Origin of the sequence: Runella sp. (genome assembly GCF_027484545.1) — a bacterium.
Classification (GTDB): Bacteria; Bacteroidota; Bacteroidia; order Cytophagales; family Spirosomataceae; genus Runella.
In genome coordinates, this window is sequence record NZ_JAIXST010000169.1 from 45,903 (window position 1) to 71,874 (window position 25,972).

At 43.5% G+C, this 25,972-nt stretch carries 22 protein-coding genes; 17 read left to right on the plus strand and 5 right to left on the minus strand.

Annotated features, from left to right (window positions below; translation table 11 throughout):
- The first annotated feature begins 33 nt into the window (after positions 1 to 33).
- Positions 34 to 1,413, plus strand: a complete 1,380-nt coding sequence (locus Q0081_RS16055) for an OmpA family protein (RefSeq protein WP_298355266.1) — start codon at positions 34 to 36, stop codon at positions 1,411 to 1,413.
- A gap of 50 nt (positions 1,414 to 1,463) precedes the next feature.
- Here the strand turns inward: Q0081_RS16055 and Q0081_RS16060 are convergent, their stop codons facing one another.
- Together Q0081_RS16060 and purN are read right to left on the minus strand one after the other, a co-directional pair.
- Positions 1,464 to 3,050, minus strand: a complete 1,587-nt coding sequence (locus Q0081_RS16060; RefSeq protein WP_298355268.1) for a TonB-dependent receptor — start codon at positions 3,048 to 3,050, stop codon at positions 1,464 to 1,466.
- A 47-nt stretch (positions 3,051 to 3,097) separates the two neighbouring features.
- Positions 3,098 to 3,679, minus strand: coding sequence for a phosphoribosylglycinamide formyltransferase (gene purN, locus Q0081_RS16065; RefSeq protein ID WP_298355270.1), 582 nt, complete (start codon positions 3,677 to 3,679; stop codon positions 3,098 to 3,100).
- A gap of 169 nt (positions 3,680 to 3,848) precedes the next feature.
- Here purN and Q0081_RS16070 point away from each other — a divergent pair, with 169 nt between their 5' ends.
- Entirely contained in the window at positions 3,849 to 5,033 is a 1,185-nt protein-coding gene (locus Q0081_RS16070; protein ID WP_298355272.1) for a hypothetical protein, read from the plus strand.
- Positions 5,034 to 5,182: 149 nt separating this feature from the next.
- On the opposite strand, the gene Q0081_RS16075 is transcribed toward Q0081_RS16070, so the two are convergent.
- Together Q0081_RS16075 and Q0081_RS16080 are read right to left on the minus strand one after the other, a co-directional pair.
- The gene (locus Q0081_RS16075; protein WP_298355274.1) at positions 5,183 to 6,385 is read right to left on the minus strand and encodes an N-acetylmuramoyl-L-alanine amidase; all 1,203 of its coding nucleotides are present in this window, start codon (positions 6,383 to 6,385) and stop codon (positions 5,183 to 5,185) included.
- A 61-nt stretch (positions 6,386 to 6,446) separates the two neighbouring features.
- Positions 6,447 to 7,481 (minus strand): LacI family DNA-binding transcriptional regulator, encoded by a 1,035-nt coding sequence (locus Q0081_RS16080; RefSeq protein ID WP_298355276.1) that lies wholly within the window; start codon positions 7,479 to 7,481, stop codon positions 6,447 to 6,449.
- A 322-nt stretch (positions 7,482 to 7,803) separates the two neighbouring features.
- Here Q0081_RS16080 and kduI point away from each other — a divergent pair, with 322 nt between their 5' ends.
- From kduI to Q0081_RS16150, 14 genes are all read left to right on the plus strand, one after another.
- Complete coding sequence (kduI, locus tag Q0081_RS16085) at positions 7,804 to 8,634, plus strand: 5-dehydro-4-deoxy-D-glucuronate isomerase (RefSeq protein WP_298355278.1); 831 nt, start codon at positions 7,804 to 7,806, stop codon at positions 8,632 to 8,634.
- Positions 8,635 to 8,664: 30 nt separating this feature from the next.
- The gene (locus Q0081_RS16090) at positions 8,665 to 9,807 is read left to right on the plus strand and encodes a SusC/RagA family TonB-linked outer membrane protein (RefSeq protein ID WP_298355280.1); all 1,143 of its coding nucleotides are present in this window, start codon (positions 8,665 to 8,667) and stop codon (positions 9,805 to 9,807) included.
- 55 nt (positions 9,808 to 9,862) lie between these two features.
- Complete coding sequence (locus Q0081_RS16095; RefSeq protein ID WP_298355312.1) at positions 9,863 to 11,848, plus strand: SusC/RagA family TonB-linked outer membrane protein; 1,986 nt, start codon at positions 9,863 to 9,865, stop codon at positions 11,846 to 11,848.
- Positions 11,849 to 11,924: 76 nt separating this feature from the next.
- Positions 11,925 to 13,715: a RagB/SusD family nutrient uptake outer membrane protein gene (locus Q0081_RS16100; RefSeq protein ID WP_298355283.1), complete on the plus strand. Its 1,791-nt coding sequence runs from the start codon at positions 11,925 to 11,927 to the stop codon at positions 13,713 to 13,715.
- Between the two features lie 148 nt (positions 13,716 to 13,863).
- Positions 13,864 to 14,937 (plus strand): pectate lyase, encoded by a 1,074-nt coding sequence (gene pelA / locus Q0081_RS16105; protein ID WP_298355285.1) that lies wholly within the window; start codon positions 13,864 to 13,866, stop codon positions 14,935 to 14,937.
- Between the two features lie 25 nt (positions 14,938 to 14,962).
- Complete coding sequence (locus Q0081_RS16110; protein WP_298355287.1) at positions 14,963 to 16,864, plus strand: pectinesterase family protein; 1,902 nt, start codon at positions 14,963 to 14,965, stop codon at positions 16,862 to 16,864.
- A gap of 82 nt (positions 16,865 to 16,946) precedes the next feature.
- Complete coding sequence (locus Q0081_RS16115; RefSeq protein ID WP_298355289.1) at positions 16,947 to 17,129, plus strand: glycosyl hydrolase family 65 protein; 183 nt, start codon at positions 16,947 to 16,949, stop codon at positions 17,127 to 17,129.
- 175 nt (positions 17,130 to 17,304) lie between these two features.
- A complete protein-coding gene (locus Q0081_RS16120; RefSeq protein WP_298355291.1) occupies positions 17,305 to 18,417 on the plus strand; it encodes a lactonase family protein in 1,113 nt (370 codons plus the stop codon).
- A gap of 201 nt (positions 18,418 to 18,618) precedes the next feature.
- Complete coding sequence (locus tag Q0081_RS16125; RefSeq protein WP_298355293.1) at positions 18,619 to 20,979, plus strand: WG repeat-containing protein; 2,361 nt, start codon at positions 18,619 to 18,621, stop codon at positions 20,977 to 20,979.
- Positions 20,980 to 21,090: 111 nt separating this feature from the next.
- Entirely contained in the window at positions 21,091 to 21,711 is a 621-nt protein-coding gene (locus Q0081_RS16130; protein ID WP_298355295.1) for a hypothetical protein, read from the plus strand.
- A 44-nt stretch (positions 21,712 to 21,755) separates the two neighbouring features.
- Positions 21,756 to 21,968, plus strand: a complete 213-nt coding sequence (locus Q0081_RS16135) for a hypothetical protein (RefSeq protein WP_298355297.1) — start codon at positions 21,756 to 21,758, stop codon at positions 21,966 to 21,968.
- Positions 21,955 to 22,332, plus strand: a complete 378-nt coding sequence (locus Q0081_RS16140) for a PIN domain-containing protein (protein ID WP_298355299.1) — start codon at positions 21,955 to 21,957, stop codon at positions 22,330 to 22,332. Before Q0081_RS16135 ends, Q0081_RS16140 begins: the two co-directional genes overlap by 14 nt.
- A 7-nt stretch (positions 22,333 to 22,339) precedes the next feature.
- Positions 22,340 to 23,557 (plus strand): DUF2264 domain-containing protein, encoded by a 1,218-nt coding sequence (locus tag Q0081_RS16145; RefSeq protein WP_298355301.1) that lies wholly within the window; start codon positions 22,340 to 22,342, stop codon positions 23,555 to 23,557.
- A 48-nt stretch (positions 23,558 to 23,605) separates the two neighbouring features.
- Complete coding sequence (locus Q0081_RS16150; protein WP_298355303.1) at positions 23,606 to 24,268, plus strand: carbohydrate-binding family 9-like protein; 663 nt, start codon at positions 23,606 to 23,608, stop codon at positions 24,266 to 24,268.
- 109 nt (positions 24,269 to 24,377) lie between these two features.
- Here the strand turns inward: Q0081_RS16150 and Q0081_RS16155 are convergent, their stop codons facing one another.
- Positions 24,378 to 24,935 (minus strand): hypothetical protein, encoded by a 558-nt coding sequence (locus tag Q0081_RS16155; RefSeq protein ID WP_298355305.1) that lies wholly within the window; start codon positions 24,933 to 24,935, stop codon positions 24,378 to 24,380.
- Between the two features lie 189 nt (positions 24,936 to 25,124).
- On the opposite strand from Q0081_RS16155, the gene Q0081_RS16160 reads away from it, so the two are divergent.
- The gene (locus Q0081_RS16160; protein ID WP_298355307.1) at positions 25,125 to 25,898 is read left to right on the plus strand and encodes a rhamnogalacturonan acetylesterase; all 774 of its coding nucleotides are present in this window, start codon (positions 25,125 to 25,127) and stop codon (positions 25,896 to 25,898) included.
- Positions 25,899 to 25,972: the final 74 nt, after the last annotated feature.

Below are 25,972 nucleotides of genomic sequence, written 5' to 3' on the forward strand. Positions count from 1 at the left end.
GCATTGTACATTTATGCAATATTCAGTAAGCTCATGAAGACATTTACCCTAAAAATATTTTTGATTGGCCTGATTGGCATTATTAATTGTTCCCTGTTATCAGCACAAAACTACACTCGTCAGCGAGATTGGGTCATTGCGCCCATGTATAGTGTCGGGGCAGTTATTCCTCCCAATGTAACCTTGCTTAGCGGCACCGAAGCCTCCAAACCTGCGTGGGGTGTTTCTTCGTATGAAGGCGAATTAGTCAAAAGCGACGGAACCGTTTATACCCGCAAATACCGCACAAGTTTGTGGGGATTTGAAACGTATTATCGCTGGAAAGTACGTCGTTCCGAAAATCGGTGGTCGATTGGTTTGAGTGCAGCCTGGCAACGGCAGGTGTTTAAATTAGAGCACCCGTTTAGCTTTGCTTACAAAGGTCACGATTTGGTTTCTACCGTTTGGAATTTCAATTACCTAAGAACCGGTTTGTTGATTCGACACACGTGGATGAAAGAATGGTCAGGCATTTATGCGCAGCTGGGGGGCTATTATTCCACCCTGTTTTACATGAATACCGCCAATGGGCGTGACAAAATCGAAGAAAGAGAGGGTGGCTATTTAGAAGGAGGGACCGGTTATCGTTCACGGACTTACAATCTGCAAAAAGCAGTGCCTTTGGTAGTACCTGAAATTGGTATGTTGATAGGCGAAAACAGTGGTATTGAGTTTAGCTTGTCCTACTATCATCCATTGTCTAATTTGCTTCAATCTGAAAATACGTTCTACAAAAACAGTCAGGTAGTGGGCGTGAGTAGGGTAGATATTTCTCAGAGTGTTATCATGTTGAATTTTAAACTGCCCATTACTTTTGTTTCCAATCGAAAAACCATTTCTCGGGATCGAAAAGTGGAGGAGCCACAACGGGAAGCAAAGCCAAAACGAGAACCGAAACCAAAGCGGGAGCCAAAACCCAAACGGGAACGCAAACCGAAAAAAGAGCGTACGCCAAAACCCGAAAAGAAAGTAGAGCCTGAAATCAAGCCCGAATCGAAGCCTGTACTAACACCAACGCCTTATGATGCCGCTTTGATCAATAAGCCAATGGTGATGGACAATCTGTATTTTGAGTTGACCAAATCAGAGTTATTGGCCAGTTCTTACCAAGAATTGGACCGAGTAGCAGAATGGATGAAAGCCAATCCAAGCGTTGAAATTCGTTTGGAAGGGCATACGGATAAAATCGGAGATGCTGAAAAGAACCTTATTCTCTCCCGCGACCGGGTCAATGCCGTGCGTGAATATTTGATACGGAAAGGGGTAAGTTCCGCGCGGATTGCAACAAAAGGCTACGGCGATACACGATTGTTGTGTAAACCAAGTCCCTGCGAGAAAAACCGTCGGGTAGAATTGGTGATTACGAAGAAATAAAATTACTTTTTCTGATAAAAAGTGCCGTTTTCAGAGAGAAAGCGGCACTTTTATTTGACGGTTTGAATTACAATGATTCCTTTAGCCCCTCTGGCCCCGTAGGCGGCGCTGTTTCCGTACTTGACTGCTCCTATTTTTTTGATTTGCCGAACTGATAGAGAACTGATGGTTTCCATAACAAACTCAGAATTATCCGAAAATTGCCCGTCTATATCCAAGGCAGGAGTGCTGTCCCCGGAGCCGTCAACATTGGTGTTGTTTCCCAAAAATGAAATGGAAGAATCCGTTACTTTCAGACCCGGGATGCGGCGCAATAAATCAAAAACGGTCAACCCATTATCTCTTTCGTTGATTTTGACTTCATAGTCTAAGTTGATGAGAGTTTTTTGTTCCTCAACACGAATCGCGTCCTTTCTTTGATACTGTACTCCCTGAATCGTAATAGCTGCCTGTTTTTGAGCGATTTCCAATTTTTGAGCCATGTTCAAGGGTATTGAAAGGCTTTTGAGCGCAATGGGCCGAATGGTAGTCAGCGAATCAACGGGCGGAGCATCGGCAGGAATATAGTCATTGGGAAGCAGGTTAGAAAAGCCTTCCTGCCCCCAAAAATCATAGATAATCATGCCGTTGGGCGCTGTGATCCAACCATTTTCGTTAAAAAGCAGGTATTGGTTGGGTAAAACCAGACGGGAATATTTAGAAGGTCGGTCCACAAAAACCGACTTGGCATCAAACCGATTGAGTGCAAAAATAAAAAGCAGTTTGTCGGATTGTAAAATATATTGCTCTGTTTCAGGATTCCAGAAGCAGATGTCCTGCGCCGAAATTTCTTTGAAATTACCATCCGCTATTTCTTTGGACAATAAAATACGAATAAGGTAAACATCACTGAGCCGACGTACGGTGTAGAGGTCAAACCCATTTTCTTTTAATTGATTTTTAGCCAGAGAAACCAAAAAATTTCGGAATGAATTTCGATAAGCAAGCTCCCGATTCCGTATTTGCCTTTTTTTAACATTTTCTTCTTCAGCGGGAATTTCCTGAAAGAATTTGTTACCCGCAAAAAAAGTCTTTTCCCCATCCGATTGAAAGCTTTCCATATGGAATAAAATTTTAAACCCAAAAGCACGATTTTGCAGGACAATGGGCTCAGAAGCAGTGGCTAAAACCTGTTTGCGCTCGTTGTCGTACGACAAACGCACCGCTTCCGGATTCAGAATGAGGCAATCTTTGGTAAAAGGTGATTCTCCTTTCAGCCCGCTTTCAAAAATGCGCCAGCGCCGTTTCCATTCTTTATCCATTTTGGCTTTCACTTTTACCTCAGAAAGAATATTGGTCGAAGTGAGTTGAAAGGTGTAGGCTAGACTTTTGCCGTTTGTACGTTCGATGATTTTTGTGACGGATTTGTAGCCAATAAACGAGGCTACCAATTCTACTTTCTTAAATCGGGCAGGAATTTTGAGGGTAAAATTGCCTTTATCGTCGGCAGTAGTTACAATCGAGGTGTTGTTTACGTACACACTCGCAAAGGGAATCGGCGTTTGGATGCCTTCCATTACATTCCCCGTAATCACCCATGTCTGATTTTGAGTAAATGAAAACAAAGGAATAAAAAGGAAAGCGAGGAGTTGTTTCATGATACGCTGCTTATACTTTGATATTCAAAGCATAAGCAGTATTTATTCTAACTGTTTAAGGCACTTAACAGCTTATCCACTACTTCGGGATAATGTTGGTGCTCCAGCACCTGTACCTTGCGCGCCACTTCTTCGGGTGTATCGGTTGGGATTACTTCGCAGGTTGCCTGAAAGATGATATCGCCTTCGTCGTAACGTTCGTTGACGAAGTGAATGGAGACGCCTGATTCAAGCTCCTGAGCGGCAACTACTGCTTCGTGCACAAAATGCCCGTACATGCCTTTTCCTCCGTATTTAGGGAGCAACGCAGGGTGAATATTGACAATTTTGTCTGGAAATGCCTGTACCATTGCTTCGGGAATCAGCATCATGAATCCTGCCAATACAACCAAATCAATGTGTTCATTTTGAAGGATTTCGATGATACGATGGGTGTCGTAAAATGTCTTTCTATCGAACAAAACTACGGGAATCTGATACCGCCTCGCCCGCGCAATGACACCTGCCTGAGGGTTGTTGGAAAGTATTAACGAAATTTCAATGTCAGTACGACCGGTAAAGTATTCGGCGATTTTTTCGGCATTGGAACCTGACCCTGAAGCAAAGATAGCAAGGCGTTTTTTAGTCATTAGTGATAGTTAATTGGTGGTTTCAGAATGCAAAGTTAGTTTTTTGTCAAAGTCGATGCTTTATAATCTACCGAAAACGCATAATTTCGCTCTTAATTAAGACTTGCCAAGTCTTTTGGATGCGGTCTTCAGACTTAGCAAGTTTTTCATTTTGACAACTTTTATTGCTATGCAAATCCTCGAAGTAGGAAGGGACCCACAACGCCAACGTGAATTTTTGATGTTACCCGTTCGTCTTTACAAAGGTAACTCGTACTGGATTCGTCCGCTGGACAAAGACGTAGAAGACACGTTTAATCCCAAAAAAAATAAGAATTTCAAATACGGAGCGTGTATTCGGTGGATTGCCGTGGATGATTCAGGACAGACAGTGGGACGAGTGGCGGCGTTTGTAAACCAAAATACTGTTAATAAAGGAAATGACCAACCCACGGGCGGAATGGGCTTTTTTGAGTGTATCGAAGATGAAAAAGTAGCAGTTACACTGTTTGATACGTGTAAAAAATGGCTTACTGAACGCGGTATGGAAGCCATGGACGGACCCATTAACTTTGGCGAGCGTGATCGCTTTTGGGGGGTGCTTATTCATGGATTTGATAAAGAACCTTTGTACGGAATGGGGTATCATTTTCCGTATTACCAACGGTTTTTTGAGGCGTACGGCTTTCAGACGTATTTTGAGCAAATGACCTTCTTTTTGCACATGCCCAAGGACAAATTTATGGAGCGCGTCAACCGTGTTTTCTTTGAGCGTGCAGAGCGGATTTTGGCCATGAAAAACTACGAATTCAGGCACATTGACAAAAAACAACTGGACAAATACGCCGAAAATTTTCGGGTCGTTTACAATAAAGCCTGGGCAAAAAACTTGGGTGCAGAAGACATGACGCCCGAAAAATCGCGGGGAATCATGCAGCGAATGAAGCCGATTTTGGACGAAGAATTGATGTGGTTTGGGTACTATGATAATGAACCCATTGCCTTCTTTATCATGCTTCCGGAACTGAATCAAATCTTCAAACACGTCAATGGGAAGTTGGATTTGATAGGGAAAATGAAATTTCTCTATCATAAACTCATGAAAACCAACCACAAAGCGTTTGGCGTCATTTTTGGCGTCATTCCCGAATTTCAGGGGCGGGGGGTAGAGTCGGCTATTGCTTTGGCATCTTCTAAAGTAGCATGGCAACCCAATTACCAATACACCGAGCTTGAGATGAACTGGATTGGTGACTTTAACCCGAAAATGATACGATTTGTAGAACTACTGGGAGGAACTCCCCATAAGTTACACGCTACGTATCGCTATTTATTTGACCGAACCAAGGAGTTTAAACGGCACCCTGTCATTTAAGTGGGAAGGTTAAGCGGGGAAAAAGTGTAAAGTGGACGAGGCTGTCTAAAAAGTCTCCCTCGCCTGAAAGGAGAGGGAGATTTAGCGGGTGAGGTTTCATTGCCGTTGGTTGTGTTTTCACAACCAACCAATAACTATAAATACCTCCATTATTTATTCCGTTTTACCTGTTTGAGCCAATCATTGACGCCTTTGCGAATTTGTTTGGCCATTTTTTTACGAAAATCGTCCTGCAAGAGTAATGCTTCGTCGGCAGGGTGGCTCATGAAGGCACCTTCTACTAAGATGTTGGGGTATTCGATGGGGCTGTTGAGTGCAAAGTTAAAACGACCCACATTACCGTATTCGGTGAGACCCATTTCAAGCAACCGCTCCAAAACGGCCTGACTCAACGGACGATAACCAAGGTGTTTGTAATACGTACTGGTGCCTCGGGTTTTGGTGGTGTCTCCAGCAGCGTTGTTATGAATACTGATGAGTAAATCAGGTTTTAGCTTACGAAAATAGACGACTCGGTCAGAATTATTAAAGAGCGTATCGGTTGTGCGCGTCATCAAAACTGTAGCTCCTTTTCGTTCGAGTTCACGTTTCAAGTGCAATGCAATGCTCAGATTGAGGTCTTTTTCCAACTGTTTGGAACGCAATCCTACGGCACCCAAATTAGTACCGCCATGTCCGGCATCTATGGCGATGGTGAGAGAGTTGAGTTTTAATTTTTCGGGTTGATGGCTAACGCGTATGACCAAACGCCGACCTTCGTAGCCAATGGCATAGCCCCAATGCTGCCCATGGTGCAAGTAAATCGTTATCCGAAACTGTTCATCGGCTATCTGCTCATAATCAACGTGTTTTATCTCTTTTGCGGTGCGCAGCTGCGTCACCCAGTTCGTATTGGCTGTTGCTCCAAAGAGGTCTACTACGATTTTGGAAGGACTGATTTCTTGCCAACTTCGGTAGGGGAGGCGTTCCGTTAGGGGAATTGAAATATAATCGTAGCGCTCATCGCCCCACACTCGCCACGAAGTAGTCAGGTATTGTACCGGAAGTTTGACAAGTGTATCGCGTTTGGTCAGGTTTTGGGGTATCCAAGCCGAGAGTGAATTGGTTAATCGAACGCGGTATTGATCTTTGTATTTTCCCGTCACTTTGAGCAAAACCAATGAATCCAGATACCCCATTTTGGCCCCGCCAAGACGATCTTCCCCTAAGCCATAATTAAGGTAAGCCATGGGTCCTTTGGTGCGTATATACACTGAAGAATCCTTTGGAAAGACAGTAATCGTATCGCGGATTTGGGCAAAAATCGAAGTGGAAAGTAAAAGAAGCAGGAATAGGAGGGTAGGTCGAATCATGAGTTTAAGGTTTGCCTAAAAATAAGCAAACAAAAGTAATTTTTACAAAATAGCGTCCTGATTACTTATTGGCGGGTCTCATGGAAGAACCTCGGATTACTAAGTTGGTCTCCAAACGTTTGGTTTCAAATCGGATGGTGGTTTTGGGGCGCTCAATGAGGTCAATCAAAAACTCAGTGGCCAACTGTCCCATTTCAAAGGCAGGTTGGAGCACCGCACTTAGGGAAGGATTGAGCAAATGCGCCGTAACCAAGTTGGTAAATCCCACAATGGCCACATCGTCGGGGATTCGTAAACCTTCCTGTCTAACCAATGACATACAACTGGTAGTAAGCCGATCGCCTGCTGCAAAAATGGCATCAGGACGCACGGGATGACGTATCAGCTCTAAAACGGCATTTTCGACTTCTTCGGCAATCATTCCTCCGTGGCTGCAGTACTTTATGTAAGACTCTTCAATGGGGATTTCGTAATCTTGAAGGGCTTTTTTGTATCCTTCCAAACGCTCATACGTAATGGAAAGCCAGGAGGGACTGGTTAAATGTGCAATTCGGCAATAGCCTTGTTGTATAAGATGCTCAGTAGCCTGATACGCTCCAGCAAAATTATCTGCCGTGACTTTGTGTGTAATGTAATTTTGGGGTACTCGGTCAAAAAATACAATAGGTAAGCCCTTGGACTGCAATTCTTTAAAATGTTCTAAATCATTGCTTTCGCCGGAGAGCGATACCAACAATCCATCCACTCGCCGCTGCGCCAAATATTGAGTGCTTACCAGTTCCCGTTCGTACGATTCGTGATTTTGAGAGATTACGACGTGATAGCCTCGGTTGTAGGCAATAGACTCCATGCCGTTGATAGCCTGTGAAAAGAAATTGTTGGCAATTTCGGGTACAATCACTCCAATAGACCGACTGCGGTTTTCTTTTAAACTTAAGGCGATTGGATTAGGCCGATAATTCATTCGTTCGGCGTACTCCATGACCATTCGTTTGGTCTCAACGTTGATTTCATAACTGCCCCGTAATGCTCTCGAAACGGTCGAAGTGGAGAGATTAAGTGCCTTCGCTATATCTTTAATAGTAATAATTTCCACAGTCGTACTATTGGTTTTGTACAATTTATGTACTTAGAGAACAGGTATACTATTTGGGAAGGTGAAGATACACGTTTTTACCAATCAACTCAAATAAAATCAATACAAACTGAAAATAATAGATTTCGGCAACGTTGCCGACAACGATTGCATAAAAAAAGTCAAGAAATTATTTGTAATGTACCAAATGTATAAGTTAAACTTGATTAGCTTATACAGGCAAAGTCTGTCTTATTATAATAATAGTTTCTAAAAAAAATTAAAATTGTTATAAATAATAAGCCTGATTTTGCTACTTAAGGTAAAGCCATAAAAAACCATTATGCAGATCAGACACGAAAGCAGCCGCAAAGAAGTGGCTCAAATGAGTACAGAAGAACTTCGCGAAAATTTTTTAATCGAAACTTTATTTACACCCAATCAAATTCAATGGGTGTATTCGCATTATGATCGTGTCCTATCGGGCGGTGCCATGCCGGTGGAAGCAACGCTCACCCTCGAAACTAACGATGCCTTAAAGGCCAACTACTTTTTGGAACGTCGCGAATTGGGCATCATCAATGTAGGAGGAAAGGGTAGTATAAGCGCTGATGGTGAGTCGTTTGAATTGGATAAACTGGGCTGTTTGTACCTTGGAAAAGGTACTCAGGTTGTTACATTCAGCAGCCAAAGTGCTGAGAATCCGGCGCGTTTCTTTTTACTCTCTTCTCCTGCGCATCATACGTATCCAAACCAAGCTTTTACCAAAGAAGAGGCCTTTCCGGTCAGTTTGGGAATGCTGGAAACTTCCAATCAACGTACCATTTACAAATACATTCACGAAGGCGGCCTTCAAAGTTGCCAATTGGTGATGGGGCTGACAGTTCTTCAACCCGGAAGTGTTTGGAACACCATGCCGGCTCATACGCACGATCGCCGCATGGAGGCCTATTGTTATTTTGACATACCCGAAAATCACGGTGTACTGCACCTTATGGGCGAGCCTACGCAAACGCGTCACCTGTGGGTTGCCAATCATCAGGCCATTATTTCGCCGCCTTGGTCCATTCATTCGGGCTGTGGCACCTCAAGCTATTCATTCATTTGGGGAATGGCGGGCGAAAACAAGGATTTTACGGACATGGATTTACTTGCTATTCCTTCTTTACGATAGCTATTTACACAAATTAACTAACCAATTTAGATGAAAAAACAAATTTTTACTCTTTTCCTCTTGCTCGGTTGCCTGTCCTTGGTGTGGTCGCAAAACCGCCGAGTGACCGGAACTGTGACCGATGCCACTTCGGGTGAGACCTTGCCCGGCGTGAGTATCTTGGTCAAAGGCACCGCTGTAGGAACTACCACCACCAATGATGGTAAGTTCACCATTAACGTTCCCGACAAAAAGGACGCTGAGTTGATTTTCAGTTTTGTGGGTTATTTGCCTCAAAATATCGTGGTAGGCAGTCGCTCTGAAGTAAACCTGACCCTTACTGCCGACCAAAAGATGTTGGAAGAGGTTGTGGTCATTGGGTATGGGGAAGCCATTAATCGCCGCGACCTGACAGGCTCGGTGTCGTCAGTAGGAGCCAGACAATTGAAAGACATTCCGTTGACCAACGCGGCCGAAGCCCTTACGGGTCGGTTGGCGGGGGTACGGGTCACTACTTCTGAAGGTGCGCCGGGAGCTGATATTCAAATTCGTATTCGTGGGGGTGGTTCGATTACCCAAGACAATTCACCCATTTATATCGTAGACGGAATTCAGGTGGAAAATGCGCTGTCTTTCCTTTCTCCGCAGGATATTGAAACCATTGACGTACTGAAGGATGCTTCAACTACTGCTATTTATGGAGCACGCGGTGCCAATGGGGTAGTGATTATTACCACTAAATCGGGTAAGGGCGGCAAAACCACCGTGAGCTATAATGGCTCCGTGGGGGTAAGAGAAATTTTCAAAAAATTGCCCGTCATGAGCCCGTATGATTTCGTGCGTTGGCAATACGAGCGTTCCAGAGGTACGGCTGCTGATGAAACCAGTTTCGCAAATCAATACGGAACGTGGGAAAACATTAATCAGTACAAAACCACGACACCGATTGATTGGCAGGAAGAGGTATTTGGTCGTAAAGCCCAATATCAAAACCATAACTTTATTATCAACGGCGGAAACGCAACCACCAATTTCAATTTGAGTCTTACGGCTAATAAAGAAGACGGAGTGTTGCTGGCTTCCGGCTTTGACCGTTATTTGGCTATGTTTAAAATGGACCACAAAGCCTCTGATAAACTGCGAGTAGGTTTGTTACCTCAACCAAACCATCAGCGGAGCGGGTACCACCAATAGCGGTACCAAAGCGACCAACCGTCTGCGTCACTCGGTTCAGTATCGTCCGTTACTCATTGCCGCTACGCCGGAAGTAGATGATTTTGACGAAAACCTGTACATTTCTTCGGGCAACTTGGTGAATCCCGTGTTGATGACCGAAGCAGAATACCGCAAAGCCTACACCAAAGCCATCAACCTGAGCGGGTATGCTACGTACACTATTTTGAAAAACCTGACTTTCAAAACCACCATCGGAATTGATAACAATGATGCCCAAACCAACGCGTTTTGGAGCAAAATTACGAGTACGGCGCGAAACTATGCGCAACAGCCCGTGGCTTCTATTTTTCAACAATCTGCCGTCACTATCAACAACTCAAACGCGCTTCAATACAGCAAGAAGTTTGAGAATAAGCATGATTTGAATGTGATTGTGGGTCAGGAGATTTATCAAAATGTGAGCAAAAGTACGACAATTGAAACGCGCTATTTTCCTACCGATATTTCGGCAGAACAAGCCTTGGCAAACATGGGCCTTGGGTCGCCACCAACCGGAGCTCAACAGGCTCGGCCTATCTCTAACGAAATCCCGGCAAACCGTCTGTTCTCCTTGTTTGGACGGGTGAGCTACAGCTACAATGATAAGTACCTGGCAACTGTTTCACTACGTTCTGACCGCTCTTCAAAGTTTAAATATGCCAACGGTGCGTTGGTGTTTCCTTCGGGAACTGTGGCTTGGCGTTTTACCAAGGAAGGTTTCATGAAGGATAATAAGTTTCTTACCGATGGAAAACTGCGATTGGGTTATGGAGTCGCCGGAAACAACCGAATTGGTGATTTGTTGTATCAACAATTATACGGGGTAACGGGTGAGTACGCCCTCAATCACAGCGTGTTGCCGGGTTATGCCCCTATTGCGCTCGCCAATGAAGACTTGAAATGGGAATCCAATATTTCTCAAAATATAGGTTTGGATTTATCCTTTTTGAACAATCGCTTCCAACTTTCGGTGGATGCGTATAAAAACAGCGGTAAAAATTTGTTGTTGGCCGTAGCTATTCCTCCAACCTCGGGCTATTCGTCCCAAATTAAAAACTTGGGCTCTACTACCAACAAAGGAATTGAAGTACAGTTGAATGCGTATATTATTCAGAAGAAGGACTTTACGTGGAATTCAAACTTCAATATTTCAACCAATAAAAATACCGTCACGAATTTAGGTACGGTATCCCAATTGACCCGTAACTCAGGCTGGCAGGGTTCTGATGGAACAGACGATTATTTGGTAAAAGTGGGTGAACCGGTAGGTTTGATGTATGGTTTTGTAACCGACGGCTACTATAAAGTAGATGATTTTACTTTCAATGCCACAACCAATACCTACACCATTAAACCCGGTATTCCAGTAAACTCGGTATATGGTGTGCCGCAGCCGGGAATGTTGAAATGGAAAGATATTGACGGAGACGGCCTCGTTACAGCCGATAAGGACCGTACAGTGATTAGTAATGCCAATCCGAAATTTATGGGAGGTTGGAACAACCAATTTTCCTATAGAAACTTCGATTTGAGTGTTTTTATGAACTGGGTAGTAGGCAACGACATCTACAATGCCAATAAAATCGAAATGACCGATGGAGCTTTCCCAAGCTTGAATATGCTCGAATTTATGAAAGACCGTTGGACTAATATCAACGACCAAGGACAGGTAGTAACCGACCCAACGGCTTTAGCCGCGCTGAATGCCAACGCTAAAATTTGGTCTCCTGTGCGTGTACAACGCTATTGGTTGCACTCATGGGCGGTGGAAGATGGTTCATTCCTGCGTATCAATAATCTTACTTTGGGGTATTCGTTGCCGAGCGATTTGTTGAAAAAAATCAAATTGTCACGTTTTAGAGCCTATGCAACTGTCAACAACTTGGCGACTTTGACCAGCTATACCGGCTATGACCCGGAAGTAAACACCCGTCGTTCGGATCCATTGACACAGGGAGTTGATTTTGCAGGGTATCCACGCGCTAAAACATGGGTTTTTGGAGTGAATTTGACGTTTTAAAAGCCCCTCGCAGCGGCGAACCGCCCCAACCCTCCCCATTTGGGGAGGGCTTTAAAATCACAAATCTCGATTTAAGATGAAAAATATAGTTAAGAAAATAACCGTTTTAGCCATCCCTTTCTGCATTACAATGCTGATGGTGAGCGGGTGTAAAGAATACTTGGATGTACAACCCAAGTCGCAAATCAGTATTTCTGATGCTTTTGCCAACGTTGCCAGCGCGACTAACGCCATTATTGGAGTCTATGATGAACTCATGGGTGACAACGGTTACGGTATTCGTATCAATATGTATTATCCGTACGATTCGGACGAAATGATTGTGTCGGGTAACATTGACAATGGTCGTCGTGGCATTGGTCGTTATCAGTTGTTGTTGACCAACACCGAGATTCGTAATCCCTTCTTGCAGTTGTACCGCGGTATCGAAAAAGCCAATTTGTGCATTGAGCAAATTCCACTGATGGCGATATATACCAGCGGAACGGATGCTGAAAAGAAAGAACTACGTCGCTTATATGGCGAAGTGTTGACTTTGAGAGCACAATTTCTATTTGAATTGCTTCGTAACTGGGGCGACGTACCCGCTCCTCTCACACCGGCCTACAAGCAAACTGATTTGTTTATTCCTCAATCAGACAGAGATCAAACCTATACCAAACTGATTGAAGATTTAAAAACCGCTACCGACTTAGTGCCTTGGCGTACCGAAGCGGGCGTTCGCAACGAGCGCATCACCAAAGGAGCCGTAAAAGCGTTACGTGCCAAATTGGCGATGTTCAGAGGCGGTTACTCCTTGCGAAGCAGTGGAAAAATGGAGCGGAATGCTGATTATCAAACCTATATCAAAATTGCCCGCGACGAATGTGCTGACCTGATGGCCAAACGCGGGGAGCATACGCTCAATCCAAGTTTTGAAGATATTTGGCGTAAATTGACATCATTTACGTATGACCCTGCGGGTGAAATTATCTTTGAAGTAGGAGCGGGCGGTTCTAACTCCAACTCCGATAGTCGCATGGGAAATTACAACGGTCCATCGGTCAATGCTTCTTCCAGATACGGAACGGGTGGAGGTGGATTGTTGGTATTGCCCAACTATTTCTACGCTTTTGACTCTACTGACACGCGCCGAGATGTAACGACGACATTGTATGCAGTAGCCGCGACCAACGTTAAATCACCGCGTCGTTTGGGAGAAATCACGGATGGAAAGTTCCGTAAAGATTGGCGTAACCCTTTGTTACCAGGTACTGCTTTGAACCCCGGTTACAACTGGCCAATGATTCGTTTTGCTGATGTTTTGCTCATGTTTGCCGAAGCTGAAAATGAACTAAATGGTGCCCCCACAGCGGCAGCGATTACCGCATTTGAAGAAGTACGTAAAAGAGCTTACAAAGGAAACGAAAGTAAAATTGGTAAAACACCTACTGACAAAGCAGGCTTTTTTGATGCCATTGTCAATGAGCGTTATCTTGAATTTGGCAGTGAAGGTATTCGTAAGTTTGACTTGATACGTTGGAATTTATTGGCCGAAAAAATCGCCGAAACTCGCCAAAAAATTCAGGATATGAGAGATGCAAAGGGCGCTTATGCCACTATTCCTCAATATATTTTCTGGAAAAACAACGGAGAAGAAATTCAGTGGCAAAATTCATTTTATAAGCCCAACACAGTAACAACGGCTCCAACGGGCTGGACGCGTTTGGACTGGCGGCAGCACCTGACCACTAACCTCATTGATGGTGTTCAGCTTCATGCCGGTATTGCCAGATTCTTTGTAACGGGAAAAAGTGAATTGTTTCCTTACGACCAAGCTACCGTAGATGCGTATCAGGGAAAACTCAAACAAAATCCCGGGTACTAATCCGCAGTCGCTTGCGTCCCGCGAGTGACGACTAATTTCAGGCCTCTGGCCTGAATAACATGACTGAGGTTGGAAGCCTCGGGATAGTCGTCTCCGCACGGGCGGCCCCGTCGCGGGACGCAAGCGACAACCCTAAAAAGTGAAGCTCATGAAAAACAAACCTCTTTTAAGTTTACTGACTACCCTGCTGTTTTTATTTGTTCTTTTTGGCTCAGGAAGTTGTAAAACGTCTTCCGTCATTTCAAGCGCGCAGGAAGTGGTCAAAGACTCCGTAGCCGAACGAATGTTGCTGTATCAACGCAACAACGGCGGTTGGCCACAGCCTGGTGGTGATGCCATCAATTATACTAAAACGCTGCCGGAATCTTTAATGTTGGCGTTGCTTGCCGAAAAAAACAAACTGGACGCCACTATTGACGACCAAGCTACGACACGAGAAATCAATACGTTAGTTTCGACTTACAAAAAAACCAACAACCCGGCATATTTGAAGGCGGCTGAAAACGGCATTAGCTACCTGTTAACCGCGCAAAATACGGCGGGCGGTTGGGGGCAATTTTATCCCGATTCGAGCAGTTATCATAAACACATTACGTACAATGATAACGCGATGATGGACGTGATGTGGATTATGAAGTCGGTTTCGGAAGGCACCAAGGATTTTGAGACAGTAGATAAAGCCTTGATTCCCCGAACCAAAGCCGCAATGGCGAAGGGAATCGGCTGCATCCTTAAAACGCAGTTTGTACAAAATGGAAAACTGACAGCTTGGTGTGCACAACACGACCGTAAAACCCTGTTGCCCGCCAAAGCTCGTGCTTTTGAGTTGGCATCGCTGAGCGGTAACGAAAGTGTAGGGATTATCCGATTTTTGATGACCATTGAAAACCCAGCACCCGAAATCAAGAATTCGATTAATGCTGCGGTTGCGTGGTTAGAGGCTTCAAAGATAGTGGGAATCAAAACGCAGGATATTGTTGATGCTTCTCAACCCAAAGGAAAAGATAGAATCGTGGTGACAGACCCCAATTCAACCGTTTGGGCGCGTTTTTATAACCTCGAAACCAACAAACCTTTTTTTACGGGCCGCGATAGTGTACCGAGAGCTGCGTTAGCCGAAATTGAAAACGAGCGCCGGGTCGGATACGCTTATTATGGCACTTGGCCTGCCAAACTTTTATCTACAGAGTATCCCGATTGGTTAAAAAAATGGGGAAACTAACACATTTTTGAATCGAATGATGCGCATGAGGACTTTCTATTTTTTGCTTTTACTTTCGTTTTTAGGGAACAATGTACATGCCCAATCCTCAAATAGGAATCTTCTTACAGTCGCCCAAGATGGGTCGGGGGATTTTACGACGGTACAGACCGCCTTTAATGCCATTCCTCTCAACAATACAAAGGACGTTTTGATCCGCATCAAAAAAGGGATTTACAAAGAAAAACTTACTCTCGATTCCACTAAGAATCACGTGACCATTATGGGAGAAGAGGCCGCAACTACGGTCCTTACCTATGATGATTTTTCGGGAAAAGTAACACCCAACGGTGTAAAATTGGGCACGACAACCTCTACTTCTACGCGCATTGTTGCCCATGATTTTACGGCAATCAACATTACGTTTGCTAACTCCGCAGGCCCCGTCGGGCAAGCAGTGGCAATGTTGGTAGATGGTGATAAAGCTCGTTTCATCAATTGCCGATTTTTAGGATTTCAGGACACGCTTTACCCCAAAAGAGAAGGAACCCGGCAGTATTACAAGAACTGTTACATCGAAGGAACGGTTGACTTTATTTTTGGTTGGGCGATTGCCTATTTTCAAAATTGTCGAATTTATTCCAAACTCAGTGGTGGCTATTTTACAGCGGCTTCTACGCCGCAAGGGCAAGCCTTTGGCTACGTTTTCAACCAATGTGAACTTGACGGAGAATCGCCCGCTGCAAGTGTTTATTTGGGGCGTCCGTGGCGAGATTATGCTCAAACAGTTTTTCTGAATTGTAACTTATCGAAGGTCGTAAAGCCGGAAGGTTGGCACAATTGGGATAAACCCAATGCTGAGAAAATGGCTTTTTATGCCGAATTTCAATCCAAAGGTGCCGGCGCTAATCCTGAAAAACGGGTTGCTTGGTCTAAGCAATTGACCGAAAATGAAGCCAAGAAATACACAATAACAAACGTTTTGGGAGGAAAAGACTACTGGAATCCTGAATCGCCATTACTTACTTTTGGCCTTACGGGCGTAAAAGACACCTCTTTTAACACCAAAAGGGCTTTTTCACAGATTCAAAAACAATTTCCGCAAGCATCACTCGTTGAGTTGCCACTTCCTTCTTCCGTAGCGGAAGAGCGTGGTATTTCTTACTGCAATACAGGGACGCGCGATTTAAAATTGGATGTTTTCCATCCAAAGGTCAAATCTAAGAAAATGCTTCCCGCCGTTCTCGTTATTCACGGAGGAGGTTGGCGTTCAGGCGACCGTTCGCAACACATTCCACTGGCGCAAAAATTAGCCGAGCGAGGCTTTGTTGCGGTAACGGTTGAGTACCGACTTTCCACCGAAGCGTTGTATCCTGCGGCCTTACACGATGTAAAAGCGGCTGTTCGGTGGTTGCGGGCCAATGCCAAAAAATACAACATTGACCCTGACAAAATCGCCGCTTTGGGTTATTCCGCTGGGGGACAATTGGCAGCATTATTGGGTACAACCGATGGCGTTTCAAGCCTTGAAGGAAACTTGGGTAATGCTCAATTTTCAAGTAAAATCAATGCGATTGTAGACTTGGATGGTACGTTGGCTTTTATTCATCCGGAGTCGGGTGAGGGCGACGACAGCAAGTCAATTTCCGCGGCTACGTATTGGTTTGGTTACACAAAAACCCAGAACCCCGACCTGTGGCATGAAGCCGGTGCTTTGAATCACATTACTAAAAATACACCTCCCATTCTTTTTGTCAACAGCTCTGTAGCGCGTATGCACGCAGGACGCGATGACATGCGTAAAAAATTGGATTCTCTTCACATTCATTCTGAAGTACATACCTTCCCTGAAGCGCCTCACACCTTTGTATTATTCAATCCTTGGTTTGAGCCTGTGCTCAATCACATTACGATTTTCTTAAATAAAGTCTTCGGAACGAAACCCTGAAAGAATCATCTAATTTGCTGACTCATTACAAAAATCACGGCACCGTGACCAAGCAGGTGTTTTATGATGAACTGTACAAACAATGCCTCAAAAACAGTGGGATTGGTTTTGTCTGGACAACCTTTTGTACCACGAAAAAAACATTATCGTTCTTTGGGACAAAACAGGAAAACACTATGACAAAGGGAAAGGAATGCGGGTTTTTGCCGACGGGAAAGAGGTATTTCGGTCTAAAAATTTGAGTGTTGTTAAAGTGAAATTTTAAACTTTCCTTACACTCCTTTAGCTTTTAAGCTGGAGGTTAGCACTACAGATATTGCCTTGAAAGACAAACTCCTTATCATAAAGTAGGGTAAAACTATTTTTGTCATTCCTTTAATAAGGGGGGGGGACATAGTGTTCAATCCGTTTTTTTATTCCCCAAAAAACATCATTTAGTTATGAAAAAAGCGCGCCTTCTACTTCTTGGAATTTTACAATTGATGAGCATGGCAACAATGGGTCAAAACGCTGATCTTTACCTCTTTATCGGTACCTATACCACCAAAACCAGCGAAGGGATTTATGTGTATAAATTCAATACCCAAACAGGTGATTTTGCTCCGGTCAGCATTGCCAAGGGCATCAAAAACCCTTCTTTCTTAGCCTTTTCACTCGACAAAAAGTATTTATATTCCGTTGCCGAAATGAGCGGAGGAGCGGTGAGTTCTTTTTCGGTGGACAAACAATCGGGTACTTTAACTATGCTTAATACCCAATCAGCGGGTGGGAATGGGCCTTGTCATGTGGCGGTAGATAAAACGGGCAAATGGGTAATGGTGGGTAATTACGGCGGAGGAAGCCTGAGTATTTTACCTGTACAGGCAGACGGCTCGCTCGGCGTCGCTACTCAAACGATTCAACACGAAGGGAAAAGTGTCAACACGGCACGTCAGGAAAAACCGCACGTTCATTCTATCAATATTGCCTCCAACAATAAAGACGTATTTGTGCCTGATTTGGGAACGGACAAAATTATGATCTACACCTTGGATACAAAAGCAGGGCAGCTTTTGCCAGGAAATCCACCTTTTACAAGTAGTGCACCCGGCGCGGGCCCTCGGCATTTTACGTTTCATCCCAATGGAAAATTTGCGTATGTGATTCAGGAGTTGGACGCTACTATTACAGGTTTTAACTATAAGCCTGGCAAATTGGAGTCTTTCCAAACCGTTTCAACCATTCCCGCCGATTATACAGGTCAAAAATGGTGCGCTGATATTCATATCTCGCCCGATGGTAAATTTTTGTACGGCTCCAATCGCGCTCACGAAAGTTTGGTTATTTTCAGTATCAACCAAAAAACGGGCGAACTTACCTACGTGGGTCACCAAAATGTATTGGGAAAAACGCCGCGCAATTTTATGATTGACCCGACGGGTAAATGGGTATTGGTTGCCAATCAGGACAGCGATAATATTGTAATTTTTAGCAGAGATACTAAAACAGGTAAACTCACGCCTACGGGAAAAGAAATCAAAGTGTCGATGCCGGTTTGTTTGAAAGTTTTGTAGTGAGGGCTGGGGAAGTTAGATAAAATAGTAGAAAAACTGAAGTGCATATAGAATATTTTGTATTTTTCGTTTTCTAAGTAATAACCTCTTTCCCGCCTTATGAGCCTTATCAATACTGCCTTACAAGCTGCCTCGGTTTTAATGAATTCTCAAAATAGCCAATGGCAGCGGGAACGTGAAAATGAGCGTGGCCTCACAGCCTTGGAAATAGAAGGAATACGTCAAGAGCATCAGCTCAAAATGACGTATTTGCAGCAAGAACTCCAACAAAACGCCCGTGAACAAGACCGCATCCGCCAAGCCGAATTGAGAGGCGGTGAACTCATCAACCAGGCAGACCTTGACAGAGCTAAAATCCGTGACAGCGAACGATACCTCCGAGGAACTTGGAAAGAAGCCCATTTTGGTAATGAGCAGCCTCCTTATGTTATTTTCTGCACCAATCCACTACAAGATCTGAACCCTCTCAAAGAAGAGGCTTTTCGGATTGCGCCTTTTCAGCGAACGTATGACAACTTCAAAGCCCGCAATGCAGCGTATGTAGGGCGGCTCTTTTCGACCATTACTATTTCCGAAACCTTCAAAAGCGAAGCCGAAGCCCGTAGTTTCTTCTACCGGGAGCTCAACTGCCCCTGTATCATTGTCTATGGCATTTTTACGGGAACGGGTTTTGGCATCTATGCCCTCACGGCGGGTATGAGTCCTGACCAACTGCGTATTGACGGGCAAAAAGTAGCTGATTGGGGCCTCCGCATCGAAAAACTGTGGGACATATCCTACAACACCATCCAGGCCATCAAACAAAAAGCCCTCGACGATGCCATCAAGCAGATAAAGAAAAAAGCTGCCGAAACAGGCAACGCTCTCCCAACAGACCCCGAACTACTACGCCAAAAAGCCGTAGAACTCAGAGGGCGTTTTGACGTATTGGAAGGACTCGAACTTTATACCGACACCCACGTGGGTTTATGCGTACAAGTGATACTCGACAATTACTTTTCGTATTATCCCCGCCAAGTGTACGAAGTAAAAACCCCTGATTTTCTCGAAGCCAAGCAAAAAGAACTCACCCGTTTGGGTATTTGGGAAGCCCTCAAAACTTCGCTTTTGGAACGGTATGAGGTGTTGAAGGGGAGGCAGGAAAATCTTATATCAAATAAACAATCTGGTACAAATAGTCAAAACTTTATAGCGATTGATTTCAACTCATTGGTAGTTGATAAGAACGGAGACGTTTGTTGTAAAGATTTGAATGGAAATGAGCTAAGTCCTTATGTAATACGTTGGGATACTGATAACATAAATTCATCAAAATATGTAAATAGACACGGCTTTCAAATATTACCTTATTCCCCTTATTTTAATTCAGGTTTTCTAAGAATACAAAAAAACCAAGGTTTGGTGGGTTTTTTAAATCAAAATGGAGAGTTTGTTATACCTACTGAATATGAAGACTCTGATGATATACGAGAAAACTTTATATCTGTCAAAAAAAATGATAAATGGGGACTCATTGATATTACAGGGAAGATAGTTCTGCCTTTTGAGTACGATAAATTAAGCTCACCACTTGATAGTTTTTGTGTTTTTGAGAAAAAAGATGAAAGTGGTATCGTGGATATTGATGGAAATATTACATTCATTTATGATAAACAGGAATATGAACATTATCAATTGACGCATGATGGTTACATTATCACATGGCAACGCAATGATAATGGGGGGGCTAAACACGGTGCATTAGATTTTAGAGGAGAATTAGTACTTCCAGCTAAGTTCAGTCAACTGATGTATATCGGAAATAATTCATTCATTTTTCAAGAAATTACCTCAAAAAATGGCTTTACAATTACTTTTGGATTGTATAATAATCAGACAAAAAAATATACACAGCTTGATTTTGAAACTTCTGTAAAAAAGAAAAATTACTATAATCGCTATGATTTGGAAATTGTACCATATTTAGTTAAATATTTTGATAGTGAATATCAAATAGTTACTCTAAAAAAATATGATGATTCTGGCCCAATGTTCTTTTTTATACTTGATACAAGAGGCAATATAAAACTCTTAAATAATTCTTGGATGATAAATATTTGGGATAGAAATAAGTTGGCAGTAATTTCTGAAAATAAAATTGTATTTATAGTCCAGCATAGCAACAGTAAAGATAAGAATGATAAATTCAGGTATGGATTCTTTGAAATAGCAAAAGATGGAGAGCCAATTATTAAAATTCCTAGTATTTATGAAAATGCTATGCCATTTTTTGAAGGTCTTGCCGCTGTAAAAAAAGGTAACAAATGGGGGTATATAAATGAATATAATGAGAAAATAATCCCTTTTGAGTATGAACATGCAGACTCATTTATTGGGGGGATGGCTGTTGTAAGTAAGAATAGAAAGCAAGGGGTTATCAATAAAAAAAATCACATAGTTATTCCTTTTACTTTTAAATGGATTAAACACTTTGAGGGTAATTGTATGTTAGCACAAGTAGAGGGTTCATCAAGCAATTTATATGTAGTTATCAACAAAGAAGGTAAAATCTTAGTCATGTAAACTTCAAACAATATGGAAAATCAACCACAACATTCAGAAGAGCCAACAGGGCTTTTTATCGCTATATCGGGTGTAGGTAACTATACCGATGAGCAAATCGCTCATAGCGGCATGGGCGAACTCGCTCACAACGAAACCTTTGCCGAACATGGTATGGTTTCTCATACATTTGGGTATTTGCAACGGGAGGAAATTGAAAGCACCATTCAGGCTTTTGAGCAGCAACACCCTGATGCTATAGTTGCCCTGGCAATGCATTCGGCTGGTAATAATGCAGGTGATAATGCCCTCAACCACCTCTATGAGCAACACGGCATCGAAGCAGATAATATAACCCACCTCTCTACGCCCCCTGATGCGCTCTCTTCTGAACTGGTCGCTCCTGTTGATCACCATGAGAATCTGTTCACAACAGGTACCGACTTCGGCATCGCCGATGACATCAATCATTTTCCGGGAGCTATAAATACGGGTTATGATCTGAGTCATTCAGCCATTGACAATGCCCCCGAAGTACATGAACACATCATCAACAGCGTGATGGATACCCTCCATACGGCCACATGCAGCCCCCACGAACACGCCAGCGATTTTTACCATCAAGATGATTATCAACAAGCTACATTTGAAGCTACGCCTCACCTCAACGAAAGCCACCAAGATTTCTCTACTTTCGACCACGAATCGCACCATTCCGATTTTGGTGGCCATGACATAGGCTATGGCTTTTAAGGGGTCATAAATGTGGTATCTTTGTTAGATTAAACTAAAAAATCATGACCGTCATTACAGTAAGAGGAAAAATTGATAAAGAAGGGGTATTGAGTATCAAACACCCTTCTTTTTTGCCCCAAAAAGAGGTAGAAGTAACGGTGGTATTTGAAGAATCGCTTCCCAATCGCTATGATTTTTCGGACCTTGCGGGCAAACTCTCGTGGCAAGGGAACGGCCTTGAGTGGCAGAAAAAACTGAGAAATGAGTGGGAATAGGTTTTTGTTGGATACCAATGCCATTACGGCGCTTCTACAAGGGAATCAAAGCTTAGTTGACCAACTTAAAGAAGCGGAGTGGGTGGGTATTTCCATTATTAGTCAACTCGAATTTTTAGCTAATCCAGCCCTGAATGAGGTAGATAAAGTGTTGTTTGATTCATTTTTGAAACGAGTTCATGTGCTGGATTTAACCCAAGAAAATACTGAACTGATAGTTGTCATTCTGCAAATACGACTAAAATACAAAGTCAAATTTCCCGATGCCATTATTGCAGGAACTGCCCTTCATCTTTCTGCCAAGCTGATTTCATCTGATGGAGGCTTCGATAATATCAAGAAATTGAAGGTGATTAAATTCTGAGAAATTGATGAACCGCCGAAATTTTATACAAAGTAATGCCGTATTGGGTTTGAGCAGCGTGATTCCCGATACGATTCCCAATACACAACCTGCTACTGACAATCGGCTTTATTGGGCAAAACTCCTTTATAAAATCGCCGAGCCCGTCTTGAAAAATTTGGCGGAAGGCACCTTGGTCAAAAATTGGAAGGTGGAATATAGTCCCGCGTGGGACAATCGCAACGCGAAAGTGGCTTATTTGGAAGGTTTTGCTCGAACTATCGTAGGCGTAGCTCCGTGGCTTGCTTTGCCCGACGATGCCACCGAAGAAGGACAACTTCGCAAAAAAATGCGCGATTATGCGCTCAAAAGCATCGAAAACAGCGTCAATCCGTCGCATCCTGATTACATGCTTTGGCGAAAAGAAGGGCAAACGTTGGTAGATGCGGCCTTTTTGGCGCAGGCTTTACTCAAAGCCCCTGATGCTCTTTGGAAACCGTTGGACAGTGTTGGTCAAAAGCGAGTGATTGAGGAGTTTAAACTGTTGCGGCGTGTGGTGCCTCCCAACAATAATTGGGTGTTGTTTGCGGCGATTGTAGAGGCTTTTTTGTTATCCATCGGGGAGGAAGCCGACCGCTATCGCATTGAATTCGGTGTTCGAAAAATTGAAGATTGGTACGTGGGCGATGGCTGGTTTAAAGACGGAGAAATATTTCATACCGATTATTACAATTCGTTTGTCATTCAACCCATGATGGTGGATGTGTTGCAAACGTGGTTGGAAGCCAACAAACGCCAATCTCCCAACGGCAACCACAAAGCCTTGCAGGAACGAACGACGCTGGCCGTAAAACGAATGCAGCGACACGCTGATTTTTTGGAACGATTGATTTCTCCCGAAGGCTCGTTTCCTGCTTTTGGCCGCAGCGTAACCTATCGTTTGGGTGCGTTTCAGGCGTTGGCTCACGCAGCTTTGATTCATCAATTGCCCGAAGGTGTCAGTCCCGCGCAGGTGCGCTGTGCGTTGACGGCGGTGATGAAACGGATGTTTGCGCAGGAAGGAATTTTTGACAAAGAAGGCTGGCTGACGCTTGGTTTTGCCGGTCATCAGCCCAACATTGCCGACTCTTACTCCAACGCAGGAAGTATGTATTTGACTACGTTGGGCTTTTTGCCGTTAGGATTACCAACCACTGATCCGTTTTGGGCTGACCTGGATGCAGAATGGACGCAGCAAAAAGCTTGATCGGGCAAACCCTTCAAAAAAGACGGAGCGGTAAACTATTAACTCTCAATGACTTTCATTTATCTATTTTTATCTCTCATGCAGCAAGCGACGCCCGAAATTACTTTGTCTAAAAATCAATGGAATCAACTCCCGGAAACCCATTTTCGCCACGCTACCGACGGGCATCAAGCTACGCAAACTACGTTGGTAAAGCTAAAATACGACGACGACTATTTGTACATTGATTTTGAATGTCAACACAACCCATTTTGGAAGGAAAATACGTATAAACAGCACAACACCGAAATGTGGAATCAGGAAGTGTTTGAATTGTTTATTGCCGAGGGAGAAGCGACGCCGACGCGCTATTTAGAACTGGAAATTAACTCGAACAATGCTCTTTTTGTGGGCTGGATTGACAATCCGACCAAAGAAACTCCCCAGAAACTCACGTTTGTTCCTTACGAAAATGCGGGTATCAAACATGGAGTAAAGGCAAGCGGTGAGACTTGGTCAGGAAAAATGCAGATTCCGTGGACGTTGTTAGGAGGGAAAAAAGATACCTATCGGCTTAATTTTTATCGGATTGTTTCACGTCAATCACATTCTAATTCGGATTGGAAATGTACTCCGGCCGATTGCGATTTTACCTGCTGGAGCCCCTCCATGAGCGGTGCTACACCGCGTTTTCATCGTCCCGATGCGTTTGGAACGTTGCATTTGAAATAATTCTTAATCTATTTGGCGCTTGGTGGTGTTTTCACTGCCAAGTACTACTTTGCCAAGTTTTTGGCCCTTGTTAGTGTTATCACCACCAAGTATTTTGTTATAATAAATACTACAAATTGCTCACCTTCAGGTAGATAATATTGGTAGGAGTAAGCAGGTGTTTTATCTGTACCTGTTCTTCTTCTTTTATTTTCTCAAATGCATCAGCACTTTCTACATCGACTTTGATGTGCGTTTGGGAAACAGGATGTTTTATCCATAGTAAATAAGAATATGAACCGTTACGACCGGAGCGATGTACAATACGTTCCTTTTTTTCTATGGAGACAAGGGCAGTTTCGGTAAAATCCGTTTTGGGGTATAGGAAATATTTGCGCACGATTTTTACGGCCCGGGACAGCAATAAACCTACCATCCAAAGCCAAAAAGGCAGGAAGGCAATTGAATAAAGAATAGTATCGGAAACCGGGATTTTTGCGAGCAAACGACTCCCTATATCTCCTATTACTTTCTGAATATCTTTCGGTAAAAACCACAGCCCGAAAAAGTAAATCCAAAAGACAGTCGGCCAAATCCACCAGATAACCTTGTAAATGATTTTGATAGAATTCTCAATTTGGTCGACCGCACGGTCGGCATAAAACTCAGTTTTGGAAGAAGCAGTCATAACGTGAAAGGTTTAGAATGTGAATTTAGAATTTTGTCTTTACATTACTGCTTTGCTTCACAGGTATTTCAGGCTTTCTACCGGCAACGTTGCCGACAACGATTGCATAAAAAAATCCAAAAAATGAGTTGTTTTGTACCAATTTAAGGCTTAATCTCGTGTAAATAAGTCGTTTATTTCCCTCCTATCATGATGAAACCCTTTCTCCGAATTCTATTTTTAGTGACCCTCACGGCTTTTCGCCCTGCCGATGATAAACTCACCCTATTTCTCTGCGGCGATTCTACCTTAGCCGATAAACTACCCGCCGACAAACCCGAGACAGGTTGGGGCATGGTATTGCCCAATTACTTTAATACCGATGCCGTACAGATTCAAAATCATGCGGTTAACGGTCGCAGTACCAAGAGTTTTATCACCGAAGGACGTTGGCAAAAAGTAGTTTCTCAGGTCAAAAAAGGAGATTGGGTATTGATTCAATTTGGCCATAATGACCAAAAAGTAGCTGATACAACTCGCTCGGCACCGGCGCAAACGCTGTATCGTCAAAACCTGATTCGGTTTGTGAATGAAACCCGCGCCAAAGGCGGTAATCCATTGCTGATTACGCCCGTCATGCGCCGTAAGTTTGACGAAAAAGGAGCGTTTGTAGACCAGCACGGTGAATACCCGCAAGTGGTCAAAGACGTAGCCAAAGAACTGAAAGTGCCGATGATAGATTTGCACGCCAAAAGTCAGGCAGTGATTGAGAAACACGGTGTGGAAGGTTCAAAGCTGTTGTTCCTGCACTACGGAGCAACTATTTTTCCGAAAAATCCAAAAGGACTCACGGATGACACTCATTTCTCCGGGTATGGCGCTGCCGTTATGGCAAGTTTGGTCATGGAAGGCAGCTATTCACCCAATATCCGTAAACGAATGCAGGATTCAAGTTACAAATGCAACTTCTTGATGGTTAGTTAATTGATTAAAAATTTGATTTGGTGTTTGAAAATCATGTCTTTTTCTTGGCCTGTTATTAAGTTCATTCTCTACAA

What these genes read in the sequence shown, in the direction of transcription:
- pelA (WP_298355285.1), top strand. Translation starts at nt 13,864, where the DNA reads ATGAAAAACAAACCTCTTTTAAGTTTACTGACTACCCTGCTGTTTTTA.
- purN (WP_298355270.1), bottom strand. Translation starts at nt 3,679, where the DNA reads ATGACTAAAAAACGCCTTGCTATCTTTGCTTCAGGGTCAGGTTCCAAT.
- kduI (WP_298355278.1), top strand. Translation starts at nt 7,804, where the DNA reads ATGCAGATCAGACACGAAAGCAGCCGCAAAGAAGTGGCTCAAATGAGT.
- Q0081_RS16145 (WP_298355301.1), top strand. Translation starts at nt 22,340, where the DNA reads ATGAACCGCCGAAATTTTATACAAAGTAATGCCGTATTGGGTTTGAGC.
- Q0081_RS16115 (WP_298355289.1), top strand. Translation starts at nt 16,947, where the DNA reads ATGCCTCAAAAACAGTGGGATTGGTTTTGTCTGGACAACCTTTTGTAC.
- Q0081_RS16075 (WP_298355274.1), bottom strand. Translation starts at nt 6,385, where the DNA reads ATGATTCGACCTACCCTCCTATTCCTGCTTCTTTTACTTTCCACTTCG.
- Q0081_RS16160 (WP_298355307.1), top strand. Translation starts at nt 25,125, where the DNA reads ATGATGAAACCCTTTCTCCGAATTCTATTTTTAGTGACCCTCACGGCT.
- Q0081_RS16060 (WP_298355268.1), bottom strand. Translation starts at nt 3,050, where the DNA reads ATGAAACAACTCCTCGCTTTCCTTTTTATTCCTTTGTTTTCATTTACT.
- Q0081_RS16135 (WP_298355297.1), top strand. Translation starts at nt 21,756, where the DNA reads ATGACCGTCATTACAGTAAGAGGAAAAATTGATAAAGAAGGGGTATTG.
- Q0081_RS16055 (WP_298355266.1), top strand. Translation starts at nt 34, where the DNA reads ATGAAGACATTTACCCTAAAAATATTTTTGATTGGCCTGATTGGCATT.
- Q0081_RS16155 (WP_298355305.1), bottom strand. Translation starts at nt 24,935, where the DNA reads ATGACTGCTTCTTCCAAAACTGAGTTTTATGCCGACCGTGCGGTCGAC.
- Q0081_RS16110 (WP_298355287.1), top strand. Translation starts at nt 14,963, where the DNA reads ATGAGGACTTTCTATTTTTTGCTTTTACTTTCGTTTTTAGGGAACAAT.
- Q0081_RS16120 (WP_298355291.1), top strand. Translation starts at nt 17,305, where the DNA reads ATGAAAAAAGCGCGCCTTCTACTTCTTGGAATTTTACAATTGATGAGC.
- Q0081_RS16130 (WP_298355295.1), top strand. Translation starts at nt 21,091, where the DNA reads ATGGGCGAACTCGCTCACAACGAAACCTTTGCCGAACATGGTATGGTT.
- Q0081_RS16150 (WP_298355303.1), top strand. Translation starts at nt 23,606, where the DNA reads ATGACTTTCATTTATCTATTTTTATCTCTCATGCAGCAAGCGACGCCC.
- Q0081_RS16140 (WP_298355299.1), top strand. Translation starts at nt 21,955, where the DNA reads ATGAGTGGGAATAGGTTTTTGTTGGATACCAATGCCATTACGGCGCTT.
- Q0081_RS16100 (WP_298355283.1), top strand. Translation starts at nt 11,925, where the DNA reads ATGAAAAATATAGTTAAGAAAATAACCGTTTTAGCCATCCCTTTCTGC.
- Q0081_RS16070 (WP_298355272.1), top strand. Translation starts at nt 3,849, where the DNA reads ATGCAAATCCTCGAAGTAGGAAGGGACCCACAACGCCAACGTGAATTT.
- Q0081_RS16090 (WP_298355280.1), top strand. Translation starts at nt 8,665, where the DNA reads ATGAAAAAACAAATTTTTACTCTTTTCCTCTTGCTCGGTTGCCTGTCC.